This is a genomic window from Streptomyces sp. NPDC006923, from assembly GCF_040635655.1.
Classification (GTDB): Bacteria; Actinomycetota; Actinomycetes; order Streptomycetales; family Streptomycetaceae; genus Streptomyces.
Genome location: NZ_JBEYIF010000020.1, coordinates 82,053 through 101,016, shown reverse-complemented (window position 1 = coordinate 101,016; position 18,964 = coordinate 82,053). Strand labels below are relative to the sequence as shown.

Here is an 18,964-nt window from a genome sequence, read left to right as displayed (position 1 = left end):
GCTCGCGGGGTGGACGGTGAGCGCACGGCCGCCAGGGATTACGCGACAGCCCTGAGAGTGCGGTCGAAGAGGTTCAGGAGGAGGTAGAGCACGCCCGCGCCGAGCATGATCCAGGCGAGGTGGTGCATGCCGCCGGTGTTCGCGCGCTGCCCGAAGGAGGCGGCCGTTGTGGACGAGGCGACCATCGAGCCGACGTAGGCGAAGGTGCGCAGCAGGCCGGCTGAGGAGGCGGTGCGCTCGGGATCGGCCTGGACGTAGACGGAGTTCTGCAGGGCCAGGTTGTTCAGTCCCTGGGGGACGCCGAAGACCAGCGCGACAAGGACCAGTGTCCACACCGGGCTGTCGCCGGTGAGCGTCAGCATCACCCCACAGGCGACGATCTGCCCGAGCGCGCCGACGAGCAGCTTGCCGCGCACGCCCTCGCGCCGCCCGGCTCCGATCGAGATACCGATGGCCACCAGGAACATGGGGATCTGCACCAGCCCGGCATGGAAGGGCGAGAGCCCGAAGCCCTCCTCGGTCCACTGGGTGAATCCGTAGAGAAAGGAGTAGGCGACGACGTAGGCGACCAGCGCGCGCCCGTACGTGACCAGCAGTGGCGTGTTGCCGCCCAGCACCCGCAGGTCGATGAACGGGGTGGACGCCCTCAGCTCCCGCACCGCGAACGCGGCGCTCGCGGCGACGGCGATCACCGGCAGGTACCAGTCGCGCAGGTACGGATTCATCAGGAACAGCAGCAGCGCGACGAGCATCACGGCGAACAGCGCCATGCCGGGCAGGTCGAGCTGGGCGGCGAGGCGGCCAGGCGGCGAGGGCTCCCGTGAACCGAGGCCCTCTGTGCCGGTTTTCCTCGGACCGGCTTCCCCTGTGCCGGCTTCCCCTTCAACGGCATCCTTCGGCAGCCGGAGCAGCCCCAGCAGCACGGCCGCGACGGCCAGCGGCACGTTCAGCGCGAAGGTGGCACGCCAGCCGCCCAGTGCGATCAGCAGGCCCCCCAGCAGAGGGCCGATCACGGCGATGGTCTGGTTGGCGACGGCCAGGGCGGTCAGCACCCCACCGGGACTGTCCCGCCCGGTGCGCCTGGCCTCGCTGCGCAGCAGCGCCATCGCGGCGGGATACCCGGCGCAGGTGCCGAACCCGAGCAGGACCCGCGAGGCGATCAGCACCCCCAGGTTCGGCGCCAGGGTGCCGACGACACCGGCCACCCCGACCAGGCTCGTACTGACCAGGAAGAGCCTGCGCGGCCCGAAGATGTCGATGAGCCGGCCCACGACGGGCTGCCCGAGGGCCGTGGCCAGGTAGAGGGCGGAGACCAGCCACGCTGTCTGCGAGGGCGGCGCGCCCAACGCGTTCCCGAGGGGTACGAGCGTGACGGCGATGATCGTCGAGTTGACCGGGTTCAGGACCGAGCCCAGCATCATCGGCGGCAGCAGCCGCCGGTCGAAGCCAGCCGTCGCCGCCCCGCCGAGCCCCGCTGTCTTCTGATCAGTCATGGGTGAGGCGCTCCAGTATCGCCATGGCGGCGATCACGGCGCGCCGTTCCTCTTCCGTGCACTTCTCCTGCAACTCACCGGCTAGCCATTCCTGCCGGGCCTGCCGCCCCTCCGCCACCCGCCGGTGCCCCTCCGGGGTCAGCGCGATCAGCAGACGGCGCCCGTCGTCGGGGTCGGGCCGCCGTTCCACCAGCCCCAGGGCGGTCAGCGCCGCGACCGTCGCCGTCATCGACTGGTGGCGCACTCCCTCGGCCGAGGCCAGCTCGCTGGCCGTGACGCCCTGCTTGCCGGACAGGCGAGTCAGGACCGACGCCTGCCCAAGAGTGATGTCCTCGGCCTCGGCGGCGTTCAGGATGCGGCGCCGCAGGCGGCTGATGACCGTACGGACCTCTCGCGAAGCCTGAACCGCTGAGGGCGACAGGCGCGGGCTCTCGTTCATGCGTCGCAGACTAGGGCCCGCAGCTTTGTACAGATTGGGCTAACTTTCTGGTCGGCGCCCCTTCGGCGGTCGGTGGAAGTCCCGGAACGGGAAGCGTCCGGCGACGTGTTGTCATGCGATAGCTTCCGATATATCGTTGAAGCATCGCGACAGATCAACGCTGAAGGGAGCGTAGCGATGCGTTCACATGAACACCAGCACGGGCCGGGAGCCGGTCACTGCGGCCCCGGTCACCAGGGCCGGGGCGGCTTCGAGGGGCGGCGTGGGGCTTTCGGCCCGTTCGGTCCGCCCTTCGGCGGTCCTTTCGGAGGCGGCGGCAGGGGGCGCGGCGGTGGCCGGGGGCGCGCACGGCGCGGTGATGTGCGTGCCTCGATCCTGGCGCTGCTCAAGGACCGGCCGATGCACGGGTACGAGATGATCCAGGAGATCGGCGAGCGCAGCGGCGGGGCATGGCGCCCCAGCCCCGGCTCGGTTTATCCGACGCTTCAGCTCCTTGAGGACGAGGGGCTGATCGTCAGCGAGAGCGAGGGCGGCAAGAAGCTGTTCACGCTCACCGGGACCGGACGTACGGAGGCCGAATCGGGGCCCGAGGCCCCGTGGGAAGAGGCCGGGCGCGGCATCGACTGGGAGACGGTCAATGAGATCCGTCAGGCAGGCTTCGGGCTGATGGAGGCGTTCGCGCAGGTCTGGAAGACCGGCACGCCCGAACAGCGGCAGAAGGCTCTGGCGGTCACCAATGAGGCACGCAAGAAGATGTATCTGATCCTGGCGGACGAGGACTGATCCTCCGTCAGGATCGACCCGGCGGTGTGCGGGTCCCCGGCTGTGGCCGCAGGGGCCCCGCATGTACCGGGCCGACCGGCGGCTCCGGGTCCCCTCCGAAGTGGTTGCCCCGGGCATGGGAAGGCAAGGCGGCGCGTGCTACTCCGGAGAGAAGGAGGGCAATCTCATTCGCAAGGAGGAGAACCCGTCCACATGTGCCCAACTCCGGTGGGATCCGAAGATGCTTCCCACCGGGGATGCCTTCGGCAGGACAGGACTGATGGGGTAGGAGGGTGCAAAGCCCCCCACCGCGGGTGCCTGACCGGCCCGCCCCGACCCGCGCCGATCCCGACGCGGCCCGTACCGATCCCGTACCGCCTCACGTGGATTCCGAGCCGATGGATTCCGTACGGGTCGATGCCGTGCCCGCTGACGGCGTGCCGATTGCCGCAGTGCCGATTGACGCTGTGCCGGCTGACTCCGTGCCCGCGCCGGCCGGTATCGATGCCCGGCTCACGCCGGAACTCGCCGCAGTTGTCTCCGGCGCGCGCCGGAGAGCGCTTCGCGACGGCGACGCGCAGATCGACACAGCCCATCTCCTGCACTCCCTGCTGGAAGCGGATCCCGAGGTGAGAGCCGCTTTCGCCGGTGGTCCGCAGGTGGCCCGGGTGCTCGGTTATCTCGTCCAGCGGAGCATCGGCTACGGACTGCGCTGGCAGGGCACGGTGGAGGACTCCGGGGCCCTTCCCGTGGTGCGCGACCACGCCGTGACCGGCTGGTCGCCCGCTGCCGTCACCGCCATGGAGCGCGCACCGGAACATGCCGCGCTGCGCGGGGAGGAGCGGGCGGGCGGGCTCGATCTCCTCGCCGCGCTCGCCTGTGACGGGGCCTGCCGCGCGGTTGAGGTGCTGGAACGCGCGGGAGTGGACACACGATCGCTCTCCGGCCGGCTGAACCACGTATCTCGACAGGTGTGATGGGGATGTAGCTCCTGACGCGGCCTGTCATGATGGCGTCATGCACGCGTCTCAGGGGAGGAGCGTCGGCCTGGGCATCGCCCTGGCGTCGGCGTTCGCGTTCGGCGGTTCGGGTGTCGCGGCGAAGCCGCTCATCGAGGCGGGCCTCGACCCGCTCCATGTGGTCTGGCTGCGGGTCACCGGCGCCGCCGTGGTCATGCTTCCGGTGGCCTGGCGGCACCGCTCACTGCTGCGCCGCAAGCCCGCGCTGCTCGCCGGATTCGGCCTGCTGGCCGTGGCGGGCGTCCAGGCGTGTTATTTCGCCGCGATCTCCCGGATCCCGGTCGGTGTGGCGCTGCTCATCGAATATCTCGCGCCCGCGATGGTGCTGCTCTGGGTCCGCTTCGTCCAGCGCCGGCACGTCTCCCGCGCCGCCGCCATCGGGGTCGTGCTGGCGGTGGGCGGTCTCGCCTGTGTCGTCGAGGTGTGGGCCGGACTGAGCTTCGACCCGATCGGAGTGCTGTTCGGACTCGCCGCAGCCTGCTGCCAGGTCAGCTACTTCATCCTGTCCGACCACGGCGGCGGCGCCGAGGACGCGGCGGACCCGCTGGGGGTGATCGCCTTCGGGCTGCTCATCGGATCCGTCGCGCTGACCGCCGTCACCCGCCCGTGGGGCATGGACTGGTCACTGCTCGCCGGGAGCGCCGACCTGGGCGGGACAGAGATCGCCGCCGGTCTGCTGCTCGGCTGGGTGGTGCTGATCGCGACCGTCCTCGCCTATGCGACCGGGGTGGTTTCCGTACGCAAGCTCTCGCCCCAGGTGGCGGGCGTGGTCGCCTGTCTGGAGGCGGTGATCGCGACGGTGCTGGCGTGGGTGCTGCTGCGGGAGCATCTCGCGGCGCCGCAGATCGCCGGCGGCGCGGTGGTGCTCATCGGGGCCTTCATCGCGCAGTCCGCCACGCCGAAGGCGCCGTCCGGGCCGACGGCGGGCGGCACCGCGAATCCCGGGGAGCCCGCGCCGCACGAGCACCGGGCGGGCCCTCAGAGCACGGTGAGGTAATCGGGCAGGGCGACGGCGGGATCGAGGTCGTCGGCGGGTACCGGTGTGCCGTAGCCGCGTACGACGGGTACCACTCCGGTCCAGTGCGGGAGCGAGATGTCCTCGGGCTCGTCGTTGGGGCCGCCCGTACGGACCTTGGCGGAGACCTCGTCGAGATCGAGGCGGATCACCGCGGTCGCCGCGAGTTCCCGCGCGTTGGCGGGGCGGGCGTCATGAGAACGGCCGGGGACGACATGGTCCACGATCGCGTCGAGGGCGCTGCGCCGCTCCTCGGGGTCGGTCACCTGGCGGGCGATGGCGTGGACCACCACGGAGCGGTAGTTGATGGAGTGGTGGAAGGCGGAGCGCGCGAGTACCAGGCCGTCGACATGGGTGACGGTCAGACAGACGGCGAGGCCCGGATGCTGTTCGCCGTCCTCGCCGTGACCCGCCATGCGCAGCGGGCGCGATCCGGTGGAGCCGTGCACATACAGTCGCTCGCCGACGCGTCCGTAGAGCGTCGGAAGCACGACGGGAGCACCGTCGCGGACAAAACCGAGATGGCAGACATACGCCTCGTCGAGTATGCCGTGCACCAGTGTCCGGTCGTATCCGGCCCGTTCCCGCGAGCGGGTGGGGACGGTGCGTCCGGTCGGCCGGTAGGCGGTGCTCTCCTGATGAGGTGCGGTCTCCGGCATTGCGGTCTCCATTGCACTAGTGCATAGTGTTCTTTGTGCTAGGAGAGTATCGGATTGTGGGGCGGCGTGCCGCTGAGATCGCCGCGAGCGTGGAGCGGGCGGTCGGCTCCGGCGAGCTGACCCCCGGCCAGTCGCTGCCGCCGATGCGGGAGTTGGCGGCCGGTCTCGGGATCAACCCGAACACGGTCGCCGCCGCCTACCGCACGCTGCGCGAGCGCGGGATCATCGAGACGGCCGGACGCCGGGGCAGCCGGGTGCGGCCCCGTCCCGCCACCACGGCCCGCGGGTCCATCGGCGTCGACGCGCCGCCCGGCGTACGCGACGTGTCCGCCGGAAACCCGGATCCGGCCCTGCTGCCTCCGCTGCACGAGGCTCTCGCGGCTGCCGCGCGCCACCACGCGGAGCATCCCGGGCTGTACGGACAGGCCGCCGTCGACCCGGAGTTCGCGCGGCTCGCCCGCGTGGGACTGGACGCGGACGGTGTCCCGGCCGGACCGGTCGCCGTCACGTCGGGAGCGCTCGACGCCATCGAGCGGGTGCTGGCCGCGCACCTCAGGCCGGGTGACGCCGTCGCCGTCGAGGACCCGGGCTGGGGCGGCCTGCTGGACCTGGTGCCCGCGTTCGGGCTGCGTTCCGTACCGATGCGGCTCGACGACGACGGGCCGCTCCCCGGTGAACTGGAGCGCGCGCTACGGGCGGGTGTCCGGGCGGTCGTCGTCACCGACCGGGCGCAGAATCCCACGGGTGCCTCGGTCGGGGAGGCCCGCGCCGCGGAGCTGCGCGCCCTGCTCGCGGACAGTCCCGAGGTGCTGGTCGTCGAGGACGACCACGGCCACCGCATCGTGGACCTCCCGCTGTATCCGCTCGCCGGGGTCACGGAGCACTGGGCGCTCGTACGCTCCACCGCGAAGGCGTACGGGCCGGATCTGCGGCTCGCCGTGCTGACCGGGGACGCCGTCACCGTGGACCGGGTGACGGGGCGACAGCGGCTCGGGCCGGGCTGGGTCAGCAGGCTGCTCCAGCGGGCCGTCGTCCAGCTCTGGACCTCGGACGCCGTGGACGCGCGCACCGTCGCCCGGGCGTACGGAGCGCGCCGGGACGCGCTGGTACGGGCCCTGGCGGAGCGAGGCGTCGAGGCGCACGGCCGCAGCGGTATGAACGTCTGGGTGCCGGTCGCCGACGAGACCGGTGCGGTGGCGCGGCTGCTCCAGGCGGGGTGGGCGGTCGCGCCCGGAGCCCGCTTCCGGGTGGCGGCGCCACCGGGCGTACGGCTGACGGTGTCGGAGATGACGGCGGACGACATCGGGCCGGTCGCCGACGCGGTGGCGGCGGCGGCCGGCCCGGCACCCGCGCGCGGTTACGGCTGACGGTCCGCCGGTTTCCTCGCCCTGCTCTGGGTGAGCGCCGCCCCGGCGAGAACGATCAGGGCCCCGACGGGCGTGTTCCAGCTCAGTTCCTCGCCGAGCAGGGTCACACCGGCGGCGGTGGCGATGACCGGGATGAAGTACGTGACCATCTGGCCGGTCGTCGGGCCGACCTCCGCGACCACTCCGTACTGGAGCAGGATCGCGAGCCCGGTGCCGAGCGCGCCGAGCACGATCACGGCCAGTAGCGGACCCACCGGAAGCGAGGCCGGCAGGGTCGTGAAGAGCGGTGTCACCAGGGCCAGTTGGACCGTGCCCAGGAAGAGCTGCGCCCCGGTCAGGGAGAGATGGGAACTGCTGCTGCCCGCCAGTGTGCGGCGTACGTAGATCCAGCCGACCGGGTAGCTCAACGAGGCCAGCAGGGCCATGGCAGTGCCGGTGAAGTCCAGCCCGGAGAAGCCCTGCCAGGCGCCCAGGACGGTCAGCACACCGAGGAAGCCGAGGCCGAGCCCGGCGACCCGGCGCCTGGTGGGGCGGTCCTCCGAGAGCGCGACGAGGGACAGCGCCATGCCCCACAGCGGGGAGGTGGCGTTGCAGATTCCGGCGAGCGTCGAGGGAATCGTCAGCTCGGAGTAGGCGAACAACGAGAACGGCAGTGCGTTGAGAAAGAAGGCCGCGACGGTGAGATGGACCCAGGTCCGGCGCCCGCGCGGCAGCCGCTCGCGCTTCACCGCCATCGCGACCGCCAGCACCGCCGTGCCGAAGAAGAGCCTGCCGAAGGTGACCTGGAAGGGGGCGAAACCGTGGGTGCCGACCTTGATGAGCAGAAAGCTGAAGCCCCAGATGAGCGAGAGCGCCGCGAACCGGACGCGCCAGTCGAGAAGGGGGCCGGAACGGGTGCGGGTGCGCGCCGGTGCCTGGGCATCGGCGGCGACGGCGGGGGCGGGCACGGAGACGGCGGCCGGCCCGGGACGGGGAGGGGTGGCGGTGCTCATACGGCTAACGATGGAGTGTACAACCTTGTAGGACAAGCGAGATTATCTCCACTCGTCTGATTAGTATTGCTTACATGTTGAATCTGGAGCGCCTGCGGACGCTGGATGCCCTGGCCCGCCACGGCTCGGTCGGTGGGGCCGCCGAGGGGCTGCATGTCACCACCTCGGCCGTCTCCCAGCAACTGGCCAAGCTCGAACGCGAGGTGGGTCAGCAACTGCTGGCCAGGAACGGGCGCGGGGTCCGCCTCACCGACGCGGGCCGGCTGCTCGCCGACCATGCCGCGCGGATCCTCTCCCAGGTCGAGGTCGCGCAGTCGGACATCGAGGCGCAGCGCGGCCGGGTGGTGGGCGAGGTGCGGATCGCGGCGTTTCCGACGGCGGCCCGCGGGCTCCTCCCCGTCACCGTGCGCGCCCTGAGGTCCAGCCATCCCGAGCTGCGGGTGGGATCGCGGGAACTGGAGCCCGAGGCCGGGATCCGCGGCGTCATCAGGGGAGATCTCGATCTCGCGGTGGTGCTGGACTGGAGCAACAAGCGGCTGCCGGTACCCGGCGGCCTGGCGACGGCGCATCTCCTGGACGACGCCGCCGATGTGGCGATGCCCGTGGACCATCCGCTCGCCGACCGGGCGGAAGTGGATCTGGAGGAGTTCGCCGACGACGACTGGGTGTCCTGGCCGGAGGGCGAGTTCTGCCATGAGTGGCTGATGTTCACCCTCCGGTCGAAGGGCTTCGAACCGCGGATCTCGCATTTTGCGGGGGAGTATCACACCCAGCTCGCGCTGATCGCGGCGGGACTCGGTGTCTGTGTCGCGCCACGACTGGGCCGGGGGCCGGTCCCGGACGGCGTCGCGGTGGTCCCCGTACGGCAGACGATGCGCCGGCACGTCTACGCCGTGTGGCGCACGGACGCGGACCGCCGCCCTTCGATCAGGGCGGCGGTCGGGGCACTGGGCGAGGCGGCCCGGGCGGTGACCGGCTGAAGGACCTCACCGGCGGCCGGCCACCGCCCGGAACGCTCACCCGCGGCCGGGCGGCCGTAACCGGTCAGCCGAGCGTGATCGCGTCACCCGCCACCTTGATCGAGGCGGCGGGCAGCGGCTGGGTCGCGGGCCCGGCCTTCACACTGCCGTCCGCCGCGCTGAACTGGCTGCCGTGGCAGGGACAGTGGATGATCCCGGCGGAGACGTCCTTCACGGCGCAGCCCTGATGTGTGCACGTGGACGAGAAAGCCTTGAACTCGCCGGCCGCGGGCTGGGTGACGACCACCCCCTGATCGGCGAAGACCTTGCCGCCGCCCTCGGGGATGTCGCTGGTCTTCGCGAGGATCTCGCCCGCGCCACCGCCGTCCCCGCCGGACGCCGGCTTGTCGGCGGTGGAGCCCGCCGGGGCGTCCGAGTCCGATCCGCCGCACGCGACGAGTGCCGCGCCCAGCCCTGCCGCTCCGGCCGCGGCCACCACAGTCCGGCGCGTCACGATCCGTGCGGTCCCCTGCGTTCCCGACATACCACGTCCCCTTTCGATGCCGGCTCTTCGCCGGGCGGTTCATGAGGAGGTACGGGGACGGAAGCCGCGATGTTCAGACGACACGCGATTTCTCGAAGCGGGGGCTTTCCCGCGGGAGGGCCGGGCCGTCGAGTCCCAGCGGGGGAATCCTCGGGACCCGCCGCGTGGGCGTCGTGCGTCGTGGTGCCACCGCTCCCGCCCCCCTGTCGCCATGACTGCGCCTCACCGGCGCGCCGCAACGGCTCGCCTCACATCCGGGGGCGCTGTCTCGTCATAGGGGCATGAACACAAAAATCCGGTACGCCAATCTCGGTCTGCTGGCCCTGGTCGCCCTGTACACAGGCGTCTGGGCCTACTTCTTTCCGCAGGAGTGGCACGGGAACTTTCCCGGCTTCGGCCTGAGCTGGCTGCCTCAGCTTGGCCCTTACAACGAGCACCTCGCCAAGGACGCGGGAGCCATGTTCCTGGCGATGGCCATCCTGACGATCATCACCCTGCGTTCGGTGCGGAACACCCGGCTGGTGCAGACCACGGGCACGGCCTGGCTGGTCTTCAACGTGCTGCACTTCAGCTATCACATGCAGCACCTCGACATGTACGAGACGCGTGACCAGGTACTCAACGTTGTGTCCCTGACCGCACTCGTCGTGCTGTCGGCCCTGCTGCTGGTGCCGGTCGCCGATGTGCGACGGGGCGGCGGACGATGACATACACCGGCACACACAACTACCGCGACAATCGAGACAACGGCGACACGAGCCGGAAAGAGAGGCCCGGCATGCGGGTGGCGGTGGCAGGCGGGACCGGACTGGTCGGACGGTTGGTGGTCGAAGAGCTCGCCGCGGCAGGCCAGGACCCAGTGGTGCTGGCCCGGTCCCGGGGCGTGGACCTTGTCTCGGGGGCGGGACTGGACGCGGCCATGGCAGGCGTGGACACGGTCGTCGATGTGAGCAACACGACGACTGTGAACAGCAAGAAGGCGATCTCGTTCTTCGGAAGCGTCAGCCGCAACCTCCTGGACGCCGGTGCGCGGGCCGGGGTACGACACCACGTCGCCTTGTCGATCGTCGGTATTGACCGGGTCGGTCTCGGCTATTACCAGGGGAAACTGCGCCAGGAGGAGGTGGTGACGGACGGACCTGTGCCATGGACGGTGCTGCGTGCCACGCAGTTCCACGAGTTCGCGGAGCAGACCCTCGACCGGGTGCCGAAACCGTTCGCCGTGGTGCCCCGGATGCGGACTCAGCCGGTCGCGGCCCGCGAGGTGGCCCAGCACCTGGTGCGCCTTGCCCTGGCCCCGGCGCAGGGCATGGCTCCCGAGCTCGCGGGACCGCGTGTCGAGCAACTCGTCGATATGGTGCGCGGGCTGCTGCGGGCCCGGCACCAGCGCCGCCTGCTGCTGCCGGTCAGGCTCCCCGGTGCCACGGGCGCCGCGATGACCGGCGACGGCCAGTTGCCGGCGGGACAGGGGCCCCGGGGCAGCCAGACCTTCGGCGAATGGCTCGCCGGCCACACCGCCCAGGGAGGATGACCACGCCGTGTCTTCGCCGTCAGGACCCGACCGGGACCCCAGCCTCGGCTCGCTCATGGCCGAACGCCGCCGGCTGCTCAACCTCGGCTACCGCATGCTCGGCTCCGTACAGGACGCCGAGGACGTCGTCCAGGAGACGTACGCCCGCTGGTACGCCCTGTCGGAGGAGGCACAGCGGGCGATCGACGCCCCGCTGGCGTGGCTGACCCGGGTCGCCTCGCGGATCTGCCTCGACCACCTCGGCTCGGCGCGGGTCCGCCGGGAGCGCTACACCGGTGAATGGCTGCCCGAGCCCGTCCGGCACAGCACCCCGTGGGCCGGCACCGGAGGCACCGGCGGGGACGATCCCGCCGACCGCATCACCCTCGACGAATCGGTCGGCATGGGGATGCTGGTGCTCCTGGAAACGATGACGCCCGCCGAACGCGTCGCCTTCGTCCTCCACGACGTCTTCGGCATGCCGTTCACCGAGATCGCCGAGACGGTGGGCCGCACTCCGGCGGCCTGCCGCCAACTCGCCGTCTCCGCCCGTGCACGCCTCACCCACCGACGGCCCGGCAGCAGTACGGCGCAGGAACACCGGCGGGCCCTCACCGCGTTCCGCGAGGCGTGCGAGAGCGGCGACCTCGACGCTCTCGTCGCGCTGCTCGATCCCGCCGTCGAGTCGCGCAGCGACGGAGGCGGCAAGGTACGGGCGGCTCTGCGCCCGGTCGTCGGCCGGGACAAGGTGGCCCGACTCCTCCTCGGCCTCATGCGCAAGGAACCCGGCGTGACACTCGTCGAGGACGACGTCAACGGCGCCCCCGGCCTGGCGGTCCGCATGGCGGACACCACCGTCGCCGTCCTCGCCATGGACGTCCACGGCGGCCTGATCACCGACCTGTGGCTGATCGTCAACCCGGACAAGCTGCACGCGTGGACCAGCACACACTGAAGGACGGGTACGACGGCGCCCGCTGACGCGGATCCGGCGATACGTGCCGCAGCCCGGCACCGGGCGGTGGACACGGTGCCAGTGGGGTGTTCGGGAGGAGGCCGTAAGGCGTGTCAGCGGGCACCGCGCCGAAGTGCGCGACCGCTCGTGATGCGATGGCTGGATGAGCGATTCAGCCAAGGACGCGGCAGAGCGAACGTATGACGTCGTGGTGATCGGCGCCGGTCCGGTCGGACAGAATGTCGCGGAGCGTGCCCGCGCCGCGGGGTTGAGCGTCGCGGTGGCGGAGCGTGAACTGGTCGGTGGCGAGTGCTCGTACTGGGCGTGCGTACCCAGCAAGGCGCTGTTGCGTCCGGTGATCGCGGTGGCTGACGCCCGGAGAGTCGACGGGGCGCGCGACGCGGTCACCGGGCCCATCAATACGGCCGGTGTGTTCGCCCGGCGGAACCGGTACGTGACCGACTGGGACGACACCGGCCAGGCCGACGGGGTGAGAGGCACCGGCGCCGATCTGCTGCGGGGCGAGGCCAGGCTGGACGGCCCCCGCCGCGTGGTCGTCAGCACCGCGGGCGGTGGGGAGAGGGTGCTCGTGGCACGGCACGCGGTCGCCCTGTGCACCGGCAGCGACGCGGTGGTGCCCGATGTTCCGGGTATCGCCGAGGCCCGGGTGTGGACCAACCGCACGGCGACCGATTCCAGCTCGGTGCCGGGACGGCTCGCCGTTGTCGGCGGGGGAGGAGTCGGCGTCGAGATGGCCACGGCCTGGCAGGGCCTGGGCTCCTCGGTCACGCTGCTGGCCCGCCGGGCGCTGCTGCCGAGGATGGAGCCCTTCGCCGGTGAACTGGTCGCAGCGGGGCTGGAGGACGCCGGTGTGGACGTACGTCTCGGGGTGTCCGTCGACGCGCTTCACCGTCCCGACCCCGCAGGGCCGCTCATTGTCGTACTGGACGACGGCACACGGCTGGAGGTCGACGACATCCTCTTCGCGACCGGCCGCTCTCCACGCACCGCGGACATCGGTCTGGAGACCCTGGGCCTGACGCCCGGGTCGTGGCTGGACGTCGACGAGACAGGTGCCGTCCGGGACGTGGACGGGCAGTGGCTGTACGCGCTCGGTGACATCAACCACCATGCCCTTCTCACCCATCAGGGCAAGTACCAGGCCCGGATCGCCGGTGACGCCATCGGCGCCCGCGCGGCCGGACAGCCACTGGACACCACACCCTGGGGCGCCCACGCCACCACCGCCGACCAGCATGCCGTCCCGCAGATCTTCTTCACCGACCCGGAGGCGGCCGCGGTCGGCCTGTCCACCGAGGAGGCGACCCACGCGGGATACCGGGTACGCGCGGTCGATGTCGACTTCGCCTCCGTCCCCGGGGCCAACCTCTACGCCGACGGCTACCGGGGCCGGGCGCGCATGGTCGTCGACCTCGACCGTGAAGTGCTGCTCGGTGTGACCTTCGTCGGCCCCGGTGTCAGCGAACTGCTTCACTCGGCGACCGTCGCGGTCGCGGGTGAGGTGCCCATTTCCCGGCTCTGGCACGCCGTGTCGTGTTTTCCCACCATCAGCGAAGTGTGGATGTATCTGCTGAAGGCATACCGAGGCTGAAGCGGGCCGGGCGATGCCGTCGCCACGGTGACTGAACGCGCCCGGAGGACGCGGCTGTGCGCCGGTGACTCCGTCGATCCGCTCGCGGAGCAGATCGGCGTGGCCGTTGTGACGCCGTTGAACGGTGACCGCCCGGCGGAGCCTCCGAGGCGGTTCGGAGCCTCCACCGGGCCGGGTGCCACACGGTCTGCCAATGGCCTGGGGCCTCCGGCACGATCGAAACAAGCCCTAGTACGGCTGGGCCCGCGACGCGAAGGCCGGTGCCATCTGGTCCTGCGAGGCGCGTGGGAAGGAGACCTTCTTCGGATTCCCGTCCGAGACGTACCAGTTCTTGGCAGCGGCGATCTTGTCCAGCCAGCGCGACGAACCGAACTCGGCGTCCGGGTCCTTGGGCCCCGCCGAGCGGATCCGCGGGATCGCGTTCGGTGTGAAGGCGTTGGCGAACGGCGAGACCGAGGGGTTGGCCCCCACGAGGTACACCCCGTCGTAGCGGTAGCCCGTGCCCCGCGCGGCGACCTCGGCCGGCTGAGGCATGGCTCCGAAGGGCAGGGCGAGGGAGGTGACCCGGGTCCCCGGCGCCGCCTTCTCGATCGCCTGCTGTCCGGCGGCGATGGCTCCCGAGGCGCCCGCCTGGTCCAGGGAGCGCAGGTTCTGGTGGCGGTCGGTGTGGTTGCCGACCTCGTGCCCGTGCGCCTTCAGCCAGGTCAGCGCTCTGGCGGAACCGGTGGCCGAGAAGGCGTCCGCGTTGACGAAGAAGGTCGCCACCGGCTTGAACGCCGGGTACTTCTTCGCCGTCTCCGCCAGGATCGCGACGGCCGTGTCCGGTGCCGGATTGCCGTCCGGGCCCAGGCGCATCTGGCTGTTGGTCGAGTCGTCGAACGTGAGGACCACCGGGTGTGTTCCGGCCGGGATGTCGATGTGGCCCGTCTGGAAGTCCCGGGCGGTGACCGGCACGTACTTCTCCCGGGCGAGGCGTTCCAGCTCGGCCCGGAAATCGGCCGGGGTGCGGTCGTAGACGCTGGCCGGTTTCTCGGTGAGCTGGTGGTACATCAGCACCGGCACCTGGCCGAGCTCGTCGGCGCCGACCTCCGCCGGGTTTTTCAGAGCGACGGGGCTGGACGCCGCCGGTGAGGTGACCGGTGACGATCCCGAGGAGCAGCCCGAGGCGAGCAGGGCGGCGCCTGCCAGGGCGCAGAGCGGGACGAGTGGGTGGCGCATGAAGGACCTCCAAGGCGAACGTGTCGCGCCATCCCTACCGGCCGCGGGTGCCCCCGTACCGCACCGTCCCCTGGATGGCCCAGTCACCACGCCGGGGCCGAACACGGCTGTTCGTGTGAAATCCGGTCAGAACAGGAGGACCGACACGCCGTACGGCAATCAATGGAGAGACCACCCCGCCACAGCACGAAGGGCGTCACGATGGCTAAGAAGCACATACCGCACTCCGACTACTCCTACCGCCACCGCCGGCCGGCTCGCCGGCGCGCCCTCATAGCGACGGCCGTCGTGCTCGCAGTGGGCGGAGTGGGATGGACCTTCCTCGTATCCGGACCGGGCGTGCAGGGTCTCAACGACGGTGCCGTCCTCGACGGGCGAAGGGCCGCACGGGTCAGCGCCTACCTCGACGCCAAGGGAGCCGGCGCCCAGGAGAAGGTGCGCGCCACCCTCGACGGAGCGGTGGTCGCCGTCAAGCCCGAGGGCGCCCGTCTGAAGCTCGCCCTCCCGCCTCTGGCCGAGGGCCGTCACACCTTGGTGGTCGAGGGCGCGAGCAGCCTCCCCTTCGCCTCGTACCGGGAGACCGTGGACTTCACGGTGGACACCACCGCTCCCGATCTGAAGGTGGCCGACCCCGACGTCAAGAACGTCACCGGCCCCGTGACCATCACCGGCAAGGCCGCCACCGATGCCAAGGTGACCGTCGACGGCAAGGAGGTGCCCGTCGACAAGGCCGGCGCCTTCAAGATCACGGTACCCAAGGGCACCCCCGTCGTGCAGTTCACCGCGGTGGACCGGGCCGGAAACACCACCACCAAGGCCGTGTCCGCCCGGGGCCGCCGCCCCATGATCCGTGCCGCGCACATCACCGCCATCGGCTGGGGCAACGACACCCTGCGGGGCAACATCCTCGCCCTGGTCCGCAGCGGCAAGCTCAACGCCGTGCAACTGGACGTCAAGGACGAGGACGGCGAGGTCGGATACGCCTCCCAGGTGCCGCTGGCCCGTCAGATCGGCGCGGCCAAGGGCTACTACGACGCCCGCAAGGCGATCGCCGAGATCCACGCGGCCGGCGCCCAGGTCATCGGCCGTATCGTCGCCTTCCGCGACCCCAAGCTCGCCACGGCCGCCTGGAAGGCCGGCAAGCACAACCAGGTCGTGCTGACGCCCGAGGGCCAGCCCTACGGCGCCGGCGGCCACTACGGAGCCCTGGCCTTCACGAACTTCGCCGATGTCACGGTCCGCAAGTACAACCAGGACCTCGCCGTCGAAGCGTCCAAGCTCGGCTTCGACGACATCCTCTACGACTACGTGCGCCGCCCCGACGGACCGCTGTCGAAGATGCGCTTCCCTGGCATCGGGACCGCCACACCGGAGCAGTCCATCACCTCCTTCGTCGCCGACACCCGGACCGCGATGCGCCCGCACGCCAAGTACCTCGGCGTCTCGGTCTTCGGCATAGCCGCCACCCGGCCCACCGAGATCGCCCAGGACATCGCGGCGCTGGTCAAGGTCAGTGACTACATCGCGCCGATGGTCTATCCGTCCCACTGGGGCCCGGGGGAGTACGGCGTGGCCAACCCCGACACCGCCCCCTACGCGATCGTGCAGCGCTCGCTCGCCGACTTCGCCCGCCAGGCCAAGGGGACCCAGACCGCGATCGTCCCGTGGCTCCAGGACTTCTCGATGGGCAGCACCTACGGGCCGACCCAGGTGGCCGAACAGATCAAGGCCGCAGCGGCCAACAAGATGGACTCCTTCATCCTCTGGAACGCCGGTGCCCGCTACCAGGGTGCGGCGCTCCAGCAGATCGCCAGCCGCTGACACGGCGGGGTGCGCCGGGCCGAGTCCTGGCCCAGCCGTAAGGGAGGCGGGCTCGCGGCAGGTCGCGAGGCCGCCTCTCCGGCCGGTGGGCGCCCCGGGTTTCACCGGCGAGTCCCGGGCTACAAGTTGTAGCCGCCCGACACCTCGATGTTCTGGGCGGTGACCCAGCCGCTCTCGGCGGAGAGCAGAGTGGCGATCATCGCGCCGATGTCGTCGGGTTCACCGACCCGGCCGAGGGCGGTCTTCGCCGCGAGGGCCGGGATGACCTCGGGAAACCGGTCGAAGGCGTCGTCGCCGATCCGGGTCCGTGTCGAACCGGGCGACACGGCGTTGACGCGGATGCCCCGCCCGCTGAACTCCTTCGCCATGTACTGGGTCAGCACATTCAGGCCGCCCTTCATCGACGCGTAGGCCGAATAGCCGGGCTCCAGACCGGAGGCCATCGCCGAGTTGCTGCTCGTGTTGACGACGGCGCCGCCGTCCTCCAGCAGCGGCAGCAGGCGTTGGGTCAGGAAGTACGGGCCCTTCAGCAGGACGCGCATCAGCCTGTCGAACGTCTCCTCGGCCGTGTCCTCCAGCAACGCCATATGCGCGAAACCGGCGTTGTTGACCAGGTAGTCGAATGTGGCGCGGCCCCAGGTGTCGCGCAGCACGCCGGCCACGGTCTCGTGGAAGGCGGGGAAGGTGCTCGTCTCACCGACGTCCAGCTTCAGTGCGACGGCCGTGCCGCCCTCCTTCTCGATCGCGGCCGCGGTCTCCAGCCCTCCTCGCGCGTTGTTGCCGTAGGTCAGAATCACTCCGGCGCCGCGCTTGGCGATCTGCATCGCCGCGCTCCGCCCGATACCGGAGCTGGCGCCGGTGACAAGAGCGACCTTCATGCTGTTCCTCCTGTGTGGTGAAGCCTCTGCCGGGGCACCGGCAGGACGGTGGGCACATGGGAATTGCTGTGTGTGGCCCGGGAGTTGTTGTGCAGCCGGGACGCCCGGGAGGCCGGACAGGACCTGATGAGCCGGTCTCCGGCATCCGGCGGGGCAGCGCTATACGCCGGTAGCCGGGGCCAGGACCCGGGCGAGCCAGTCGTTGCGCGTCCGGCGCGCCTCGGCCGAGAGCCGGGCCTGCGGGAAGAGCGCGTCGAATCCGTGGAACCCGCCCGCCCAGACGTGGAGTTCCGCCTGGCCGCCGGCCTCCCAGATACGGGTGGCATAGGCGATGTCCTCGTCGCGGAAGACCTCGGCCGAACCTGCGTCGACATAGGTGGTCGGCAGGCCCGCGAGGCTGTCGGCCACGGCGGGCGAGACATGGCCGGGCACCTGCTCGTCCGTGAGGTCACCGAGCACGGACCGCCATCCGAACTCGTTCATCTCGCGGGTCCACACGCCGGGCGTGCCGGAGTACTGCCGGCTGGACACGGTGATGTTGCGGTGGTCGAGCATGGGGCAGATCAGCATCTGGGCCGCGACCGCCGGGGTGCCGCGATCGCGCGCCATCAGGGCGACTCCGGCAGCGAGGCCGCCCCCGGCGCTGACGCCCGCGACGATGATGCGAGCGGGGTCCACACCCAGCTCATCGGCGTGCTCGGAGATCCAGAGCAGACCTTGGTAGCAGTCCTCGACCAGGGTCGTACCGGTGGCCTCCGGCGCCAGCCGGTAGTCCACGGAGACGACGACGGCGCCGAACAGGTCGAGCCATTCCAGCGGGATGTCGATCTGCGAGAAACGATCCCCCATGACCATCCCGCCGCCGTGCATCCAGTAGACGCAGGGCGCCGGCGTGGAGCGCCCGGTCCCGGCGGGGCTGAGGACCGACAGCGGGATCGGCGTACTGTCCGCGCCGGACACGGTGACCTCGCGCCGGTCGACCCGGCGTCCTTCGAGGAGGGGCTCCACCGGCGTCGGCGGGAGCAGGCGGAGCTGTGCGAGCACGTCGGGGTTGAGTTCGGCCATGAGCGGCATCTCGGCGAGCAGCGCGCGCAGTTCGGGGTCCAGTTCGGGTCGTGCCAGGGTCATGGTGGTCACCTTTCGTGTGCGGGGAGAGGACGGCTGCGGGGCCGTCAGGCGGGATTGAGCGGCGCGGGAGAAGCGGCCGGCCGGGCTCCGGGACTCAGAAGGCGGCCTTGCCGCGGACCGGTACGTAGTCGGTGTACTCGGACTCCTTGGCCAGCATCCCGTCGATCCGCGACACGATGCTCTGGGCGGCTTCACCGGCGAAGATCCGGTGGTGGTCCTCCTCGCTGGTCCAGCCCTCGGTGATGTGGACCACGTCGGGGCTGGACGCCGAACGGGAGACGAGATAGACGACGCAGTATTCGCTCGCGCCGGGGCTGCCCTCGTCCAGGCCGGTCAGCAGCAGATCGACGAGCTGATCACCCAGTCCGGGCTTGGCGGTCAATGTGGCGTTGAATCCATAGGCGGCGTTCACGGCTACCTTCTCCTGTGGTCGGCGGAATGTGCGTATGTGGTCCAGGGGCGGGAGTTCTTGGGGTCCGCCCCGGGTTCCAGTGATTCCATTCAACCCGCTTGACCTGCGGAAACGATAGAACGATGCTCGCGGGGACTTGCACGATCCTCTTCGGTACGGGAGTGAAGGACCGGCGGTGTGC

19 protein-coding genes are annotated in these 18,964 nt (G+C 70.9%); 10 read left to right on the top strand and 9 right to left on the bottom strand.

Going from position 1 to position 18,964, the window contains the following annotated elements; translation table 11 throughout:
* Positions 1 to 38 precede the first annotated feature (38 nt).
* Positions 39 to 1,493: an MFS transporter gene (locus ABZ707_RS29540; RefSeq protein ID WP_360180715.1), complete on the bottom strand. Its 1,455-nt coding sequence runs from the start codon at positions 1,491 to 1,493 to the stop codon at positions 39 to 41.
* Complete coding sequence (locus ABZ707_RS29535; protein ID WP_360180713.1) at positions 1,486 to 1,932, bottom strand: MarR family transcriptional regulator; 447 nt, start codon at positions 1,930 to 1,932, stop codon at positions 1,486 to 1,488. Before ABZ707_RS29535 ends, ABZ707_RS29540 begins: the two co-directional genes overlap by 8 nt.
* A gap of 177 nt (positions 1,933 to 2,109) precedes the next feature.
* Between ABZ707_RS29535 and ABZ707_RS29530 the strand changes: the two genes are divergently transcribed.
* The 3 genes from ABZ707_RS29530 to ABZ707_RS29520 all read left to right on the top strand — a co-directional run bounded on the left by ABZ707_RS29530 (position 2,110) and on the right by ABZ707_RS29520 (position 4,710).
* Positions 2,110 to 2,715, top strand: coding sequence for a PadR family transcriptional regulator (locus ABZ707_RS29530; protein WP_360180711.1), 606 nt, complete (start codon positions 2,110 to 2,112; stop codon positions 2,713 to 2,715).
* A gap of 446 nt (positions 2,716 to 3,161) precedes the next feature.
* Positions 3,162 to 3,671 carry a Clp protease N-terminal domain-containing protein gene (locus ABZ707_RS29525; RefSeq protein ID WP_360180709.1) on the top strand — a complete coding sequence of 170 codons (510 nt, stop codon included), beginning with the start codon at positions 3,162 to 3,164 and terminating at the stop codon, positions 3,669 to 3,671.
* A gap of 40 nt (positions 3,672 to 3,711) precedes the next feature.
* Positions 3,712 to 4,710, top strand: coding sequence for an EamA family transporter (locus tag ABZ707_RS29520; protein ID WP_360180707.1), 999 nt, complete (start codon positions 3,712 to 3,714; stop codon positions 4,708 to 4,710).
* On the opposite strand, the gene ABZ707_RS29515 is transcribed toward ABZ707_RS29520, so the two are convergent.
* Positions 4,692 to 5,387 (bottom strand): pyridoxamine 5'-phosphate oxidase family protein, encoded by a 696-nt coding sequence (locus ABZ707_RS29515; RefSeq protein ID WP_360180705.1) that lies wholly within the window; start codon positions 5,385 to 5,387, stop codon positions 4,692 to 4,694. The genes ABZ707_RS29520 and ABZ707_RS29515 overlap by 19 nt on opposite strands.
* Positions 5,388 to 5,422: 35 nt before the next feature.
* Between ABZ707_RS29515 and ABZ707_RS29510 the strand changes: the two genes are divergently transcribed.
* Positions 5,423 to 6,754, top strand: a complete 1,332-nt coding sequence (locus ABZ707_RS29510) for an aminotransferase class I/II-fold pyridoxal phosphate-dependent enzyme (RefSeq protein WP_360180703.1) — start codon at positions 5,423 to 5,425, stop codon at positions 6,752 to 6,754.
* Here the strand turns inward: ABZ707_RS29510 and ABZ707_RS29505 are convergent.
* Entirely contained in the window at positions 6,745 to 7,782 is a 1,038-nt protein-coding gene (locus ABZ707_RS29505; protein WP_360180701.1) for a DMT family transporter, read from the bottom strand. The genes ABZ707_RS29510 and ABZ707_RS29505 overlap by 10 nt on opposite strands.
* Before the next feature lie 38 nt (positions 7,783 to 7,820).
* Here ABZ707_RS29505 and ABZ707_RS29500 point away from each other — a divergent pair, with 38 nt between their 5' ends.
* On the top strand, positions 7,821 to 8,726 hold the full coding sequence (locus ABZ707_RS29500; RefSeq protein ID WP_360180699.1) for a LysR family transcriptional regulator: 906 nt from the start codon (positions 7,821 to 7,823) through the stop codon (positions 8,724 to 8,726).
* 64 nt (positions 8,727 to 8,790) lie between these two features.
* Here the strand turns inward: ABZ707_RS29500 and ABZ707_RS29495 are convergent, their stop codons facing one another.
* Positions 8,791 to 9,249, bottom strand: a complete 459-nt coding sequence (locus ABZ707_RS29495; RefSeq protein ID WP_360180697.1) for a Rieske (2Fe-2S) protein — start codon at positions 9,247 to 9,249, stop codon at positions 8,791 to 8,793.
* A gap of 281 nt (positions 9,250 to 9,530) precedes the next feature.
* Here ABZ707_RS29495 and ABZ707_RS29490 point away from each other — a divergent pair, with 281 nt between their 5' ends.
* The 4 genes from ABZ707_RS29490 to ABZ707_RS29475 all read left to right on the top strand — a co-directional run bounded on the left by ABZ707_RS29490 (position 9,531) and on the right by ABZ707_RS29475 (position 13,326).
* Positions 9,531 to 9,956 carry a hypothetical protein gene (locus ABZ707_RS29490; RefSeq protein WP_360180695.1) on the top strand — a complete coding sequence of 142 codons (426 nt, stop codon included), beginning with the start codon at positions 9,531 to 9,533 and terminating at the stop codon, positions 9,954 to 9,956.
* On the top strand, positions 9,953 to 10,780 hold the full coding sequence (locus tag ABZ707_RS29485) for an NAD(P)H-binding protein (protein WP_360180693.1): 828 nt from the start codon (positions 9,953 to 9,955) through the stop codon (positions 10,778 to 10,780). The genes ABZ707_RS29490 and ABZ707_RS29485 overlap by 4 nt, the downstream gene beginning before the upstream one ends.
* A 7-nt stretch (positions 10,781 to 10,787) precedes the next feature.
* Positions 10,788 to 11,714, top strand: coding sequence for an RNA polymerase sigma factor SigJ (gene sigJ / locus ABZ707_RS29480; RefSeq protein ID WP_360180691.1), 927 nt, complete (start codon positions 10,788 to 10,790; stop codon positions 11,712 to 11,714).
* A 163-nt stretch (positions 11,715 to 11,877) separates the two neighbouring features.
* The gene (locus tag ABZ707_RS29475) at positions 11,878 to 13,326 is read left to right on the top strand and encodes an NAD(P)/FAD-dependent oxidoreductase (RefSeq protein ID WP_360180689.1); all 1,449 of its coding nucleotides are present in this window, start codon (positions 11,878 to 11,880) and stop codon (positions 13,324 to 13,326) included.
* A gap of 228 nt (positions 13,327 to 13,554) precedes the next feature.
* Here ABZ707_RS29475 and ABZ707_RS29470 read toward each other — a convergent pair whose 3' ends face one another.
* A complete protein-coding gene (locus tag ABZ707_RS29470) occupies positions 13,555 to 14,544 on the bottom strand; it encodes a polysaccharide deacetylase family protein (protein ID WP_360180686.1) in 990 nt (329 codons plus the stop codon).
* A gap of 201 nt (positions 14,545 to 14,745) precedes the next feature.
* Between ABZ707_RS29470 and ABZ707_RS29465 the strand changes: the two genes are divergently transcribed.
* Positions 14,746 to 16,365 carry a putative glycoside hydrolase gene (locus ABZ707_RS29465; RefSeq protein WP_360180684.1) on the top strand — a complete coding sequence of 540 codons (1,620 nt, stop codon included), beginning with the start codon at positions 14,746 to 14,748 and terminating at the stop codon, positions 16,363 to 16,365.
* A 119-nt stretch (positions 16,366 to 16,484) separates the two neighbouring features.
* On the opposite strand, the gene ABZ707_RS29460 is transcribed toward ABZ707_RS29465, so the two are convergent.
* The 3 genes from ABZ707_RS29460 to ABZ707_RS29450 form a co-directional block, all read right to left on the bottom strand.
* On the bottom strand, positions 16,485 to 17,243 hold the full coding sequence (locus ABZ707_RS29460) for an SDR family oxidoreductase (protein WP_360180682.1): 759 nt from the start codon (positions 17,241 to 17,243) through the stop codon (positions 16,485 to 16,487).
* 159 nt (positions 17,244 to 17,402) lie between these two features.
* Positions 17,403 to 18,371 carry an alpha/beta hydrolase gene (locus tag ABZ707_RS29455; protein WP_360180680.1) on the bottom strand — a complete coding sequence of 323 codons (969 nt, stop codon included), beginning with the start codon at positions 18,369 to 18,371 and terminating at the stop codon, positions 17,403 to 17,405.
* Between the two features lie 94 nt (positions 18,372 to 18,465).
* A complete protein-coding gene (locus ABZ707_RS29450) occupies positions 18,466 to 18,783 on the bottom strand; it encodes an antibiotic biosynthesis monooxygenase (RefSeq protein WP_360180678.1) in 318 nt (105 codons plus the stop codon).
* Positions 18,784 to 18,964 lie beyond the last annotated feature (181 nt).

Bases quoted from the DNA above. Each gene is read 5' to 3' on its own strand.
- ABZ707_RS29540 (WP_360180715.1), bottom strand. From the start codon at position 1,493: ATGACTGATCAGAAGACAGCGGGGCTCGGCGGGGCGGCGACGGCTGGC.
- ABZ707_RS29535 (WP_360180713.1), bottom strand. From the start codon at position 1,932: ATGAACGAGAGCCCGCGCCTGTCGCCCTCAGCGGTTCAGGCTTCGCGA.
- ABZ707_RS29530 (WP_360180711.1), top strand. From the start codon at position 2,110: ATGCGTTCACATGAACACCAGCACGGGCCGGGAGCCGGTCACTGCGGC.
- ABZ707_RS29520 (WP_360180707.1), top strand. From the start codon at position 3,712: ATGCACGCGTCTCAGGGGAGGAGCGTCGGCCTGGGCATCGCCCTGGCG.
- ABZ707_RS29515 (WP_360180705.1), bottom strand. From the start codon at position 5,387: ATGCCGGAGACCGCACCTCATCAGGAGAGCACCGCCTACCGGCCGACC.
- ABZ707_RS29500 (WP_360180699.1), top strand. From the start codon at position 7,821: ATGTTGAATCTGGAGCGCCTGCGGACGCTGGATGCCCTGGCCCGCCAC.
- ABZ707_RS29495 (WP_360180697.1), bottom strand. From the start codon at position 9,249: ATGTCGGGAACGCAGGGGACCGCACGGATCGTGACGCGCCGGACTGTG.
- ABZ707_RS29490 (WP_360180695.1), top strand. From the start codon at position 9,531: ATGAACACAAAAATCCGGTACGCCAATCTCGGTCTGCTGGCCCTGGTC.
- ABZ707_RS29485 (WP_360180693.1), top strand. From the start codon at position 9,953: ATGACATACACCGGCACACACAACTACCGCGACAATCGAGACAACGGC.
- ABZ707_RS29475 (WP_360180689.1), top strand. From the start codon at position 11,878: ATGAGCGATTCAGCCAAGGACGCGGCAGAGCGAACGTATGACGTCGTG.
- ABZ707_RS29470 (WP_360180686.1), bottom strand. From the start codon at position 14,544: ATGCGCCACCCACTCGTCCCGCTCTGCGCCCTGGCAGGCGCCGCCCTG.
- ABZ707_RS29465 (WP_360180684.1), top strand. From the start codon at position 14,746: ATGGCTAAGAAGCACATACCGCACTCCGACTACTCCTACCGCCACCGC.
- ABZ707_RS29460 (WP_360180682.1), bottom strand. From the start codon at position 17,243: ATGAAGGTCGCTCTTGTCACCGGCGCCAGCTCCGGTATCGGGCGGAGC.
- ABZ707_RS29455 (WP_360180680.1), bottom strand. From the start codon at position 18,371: ATGACCCTGGCACGACCCGAACTGGACCCCGAACTGCGCGCGCTGCTC.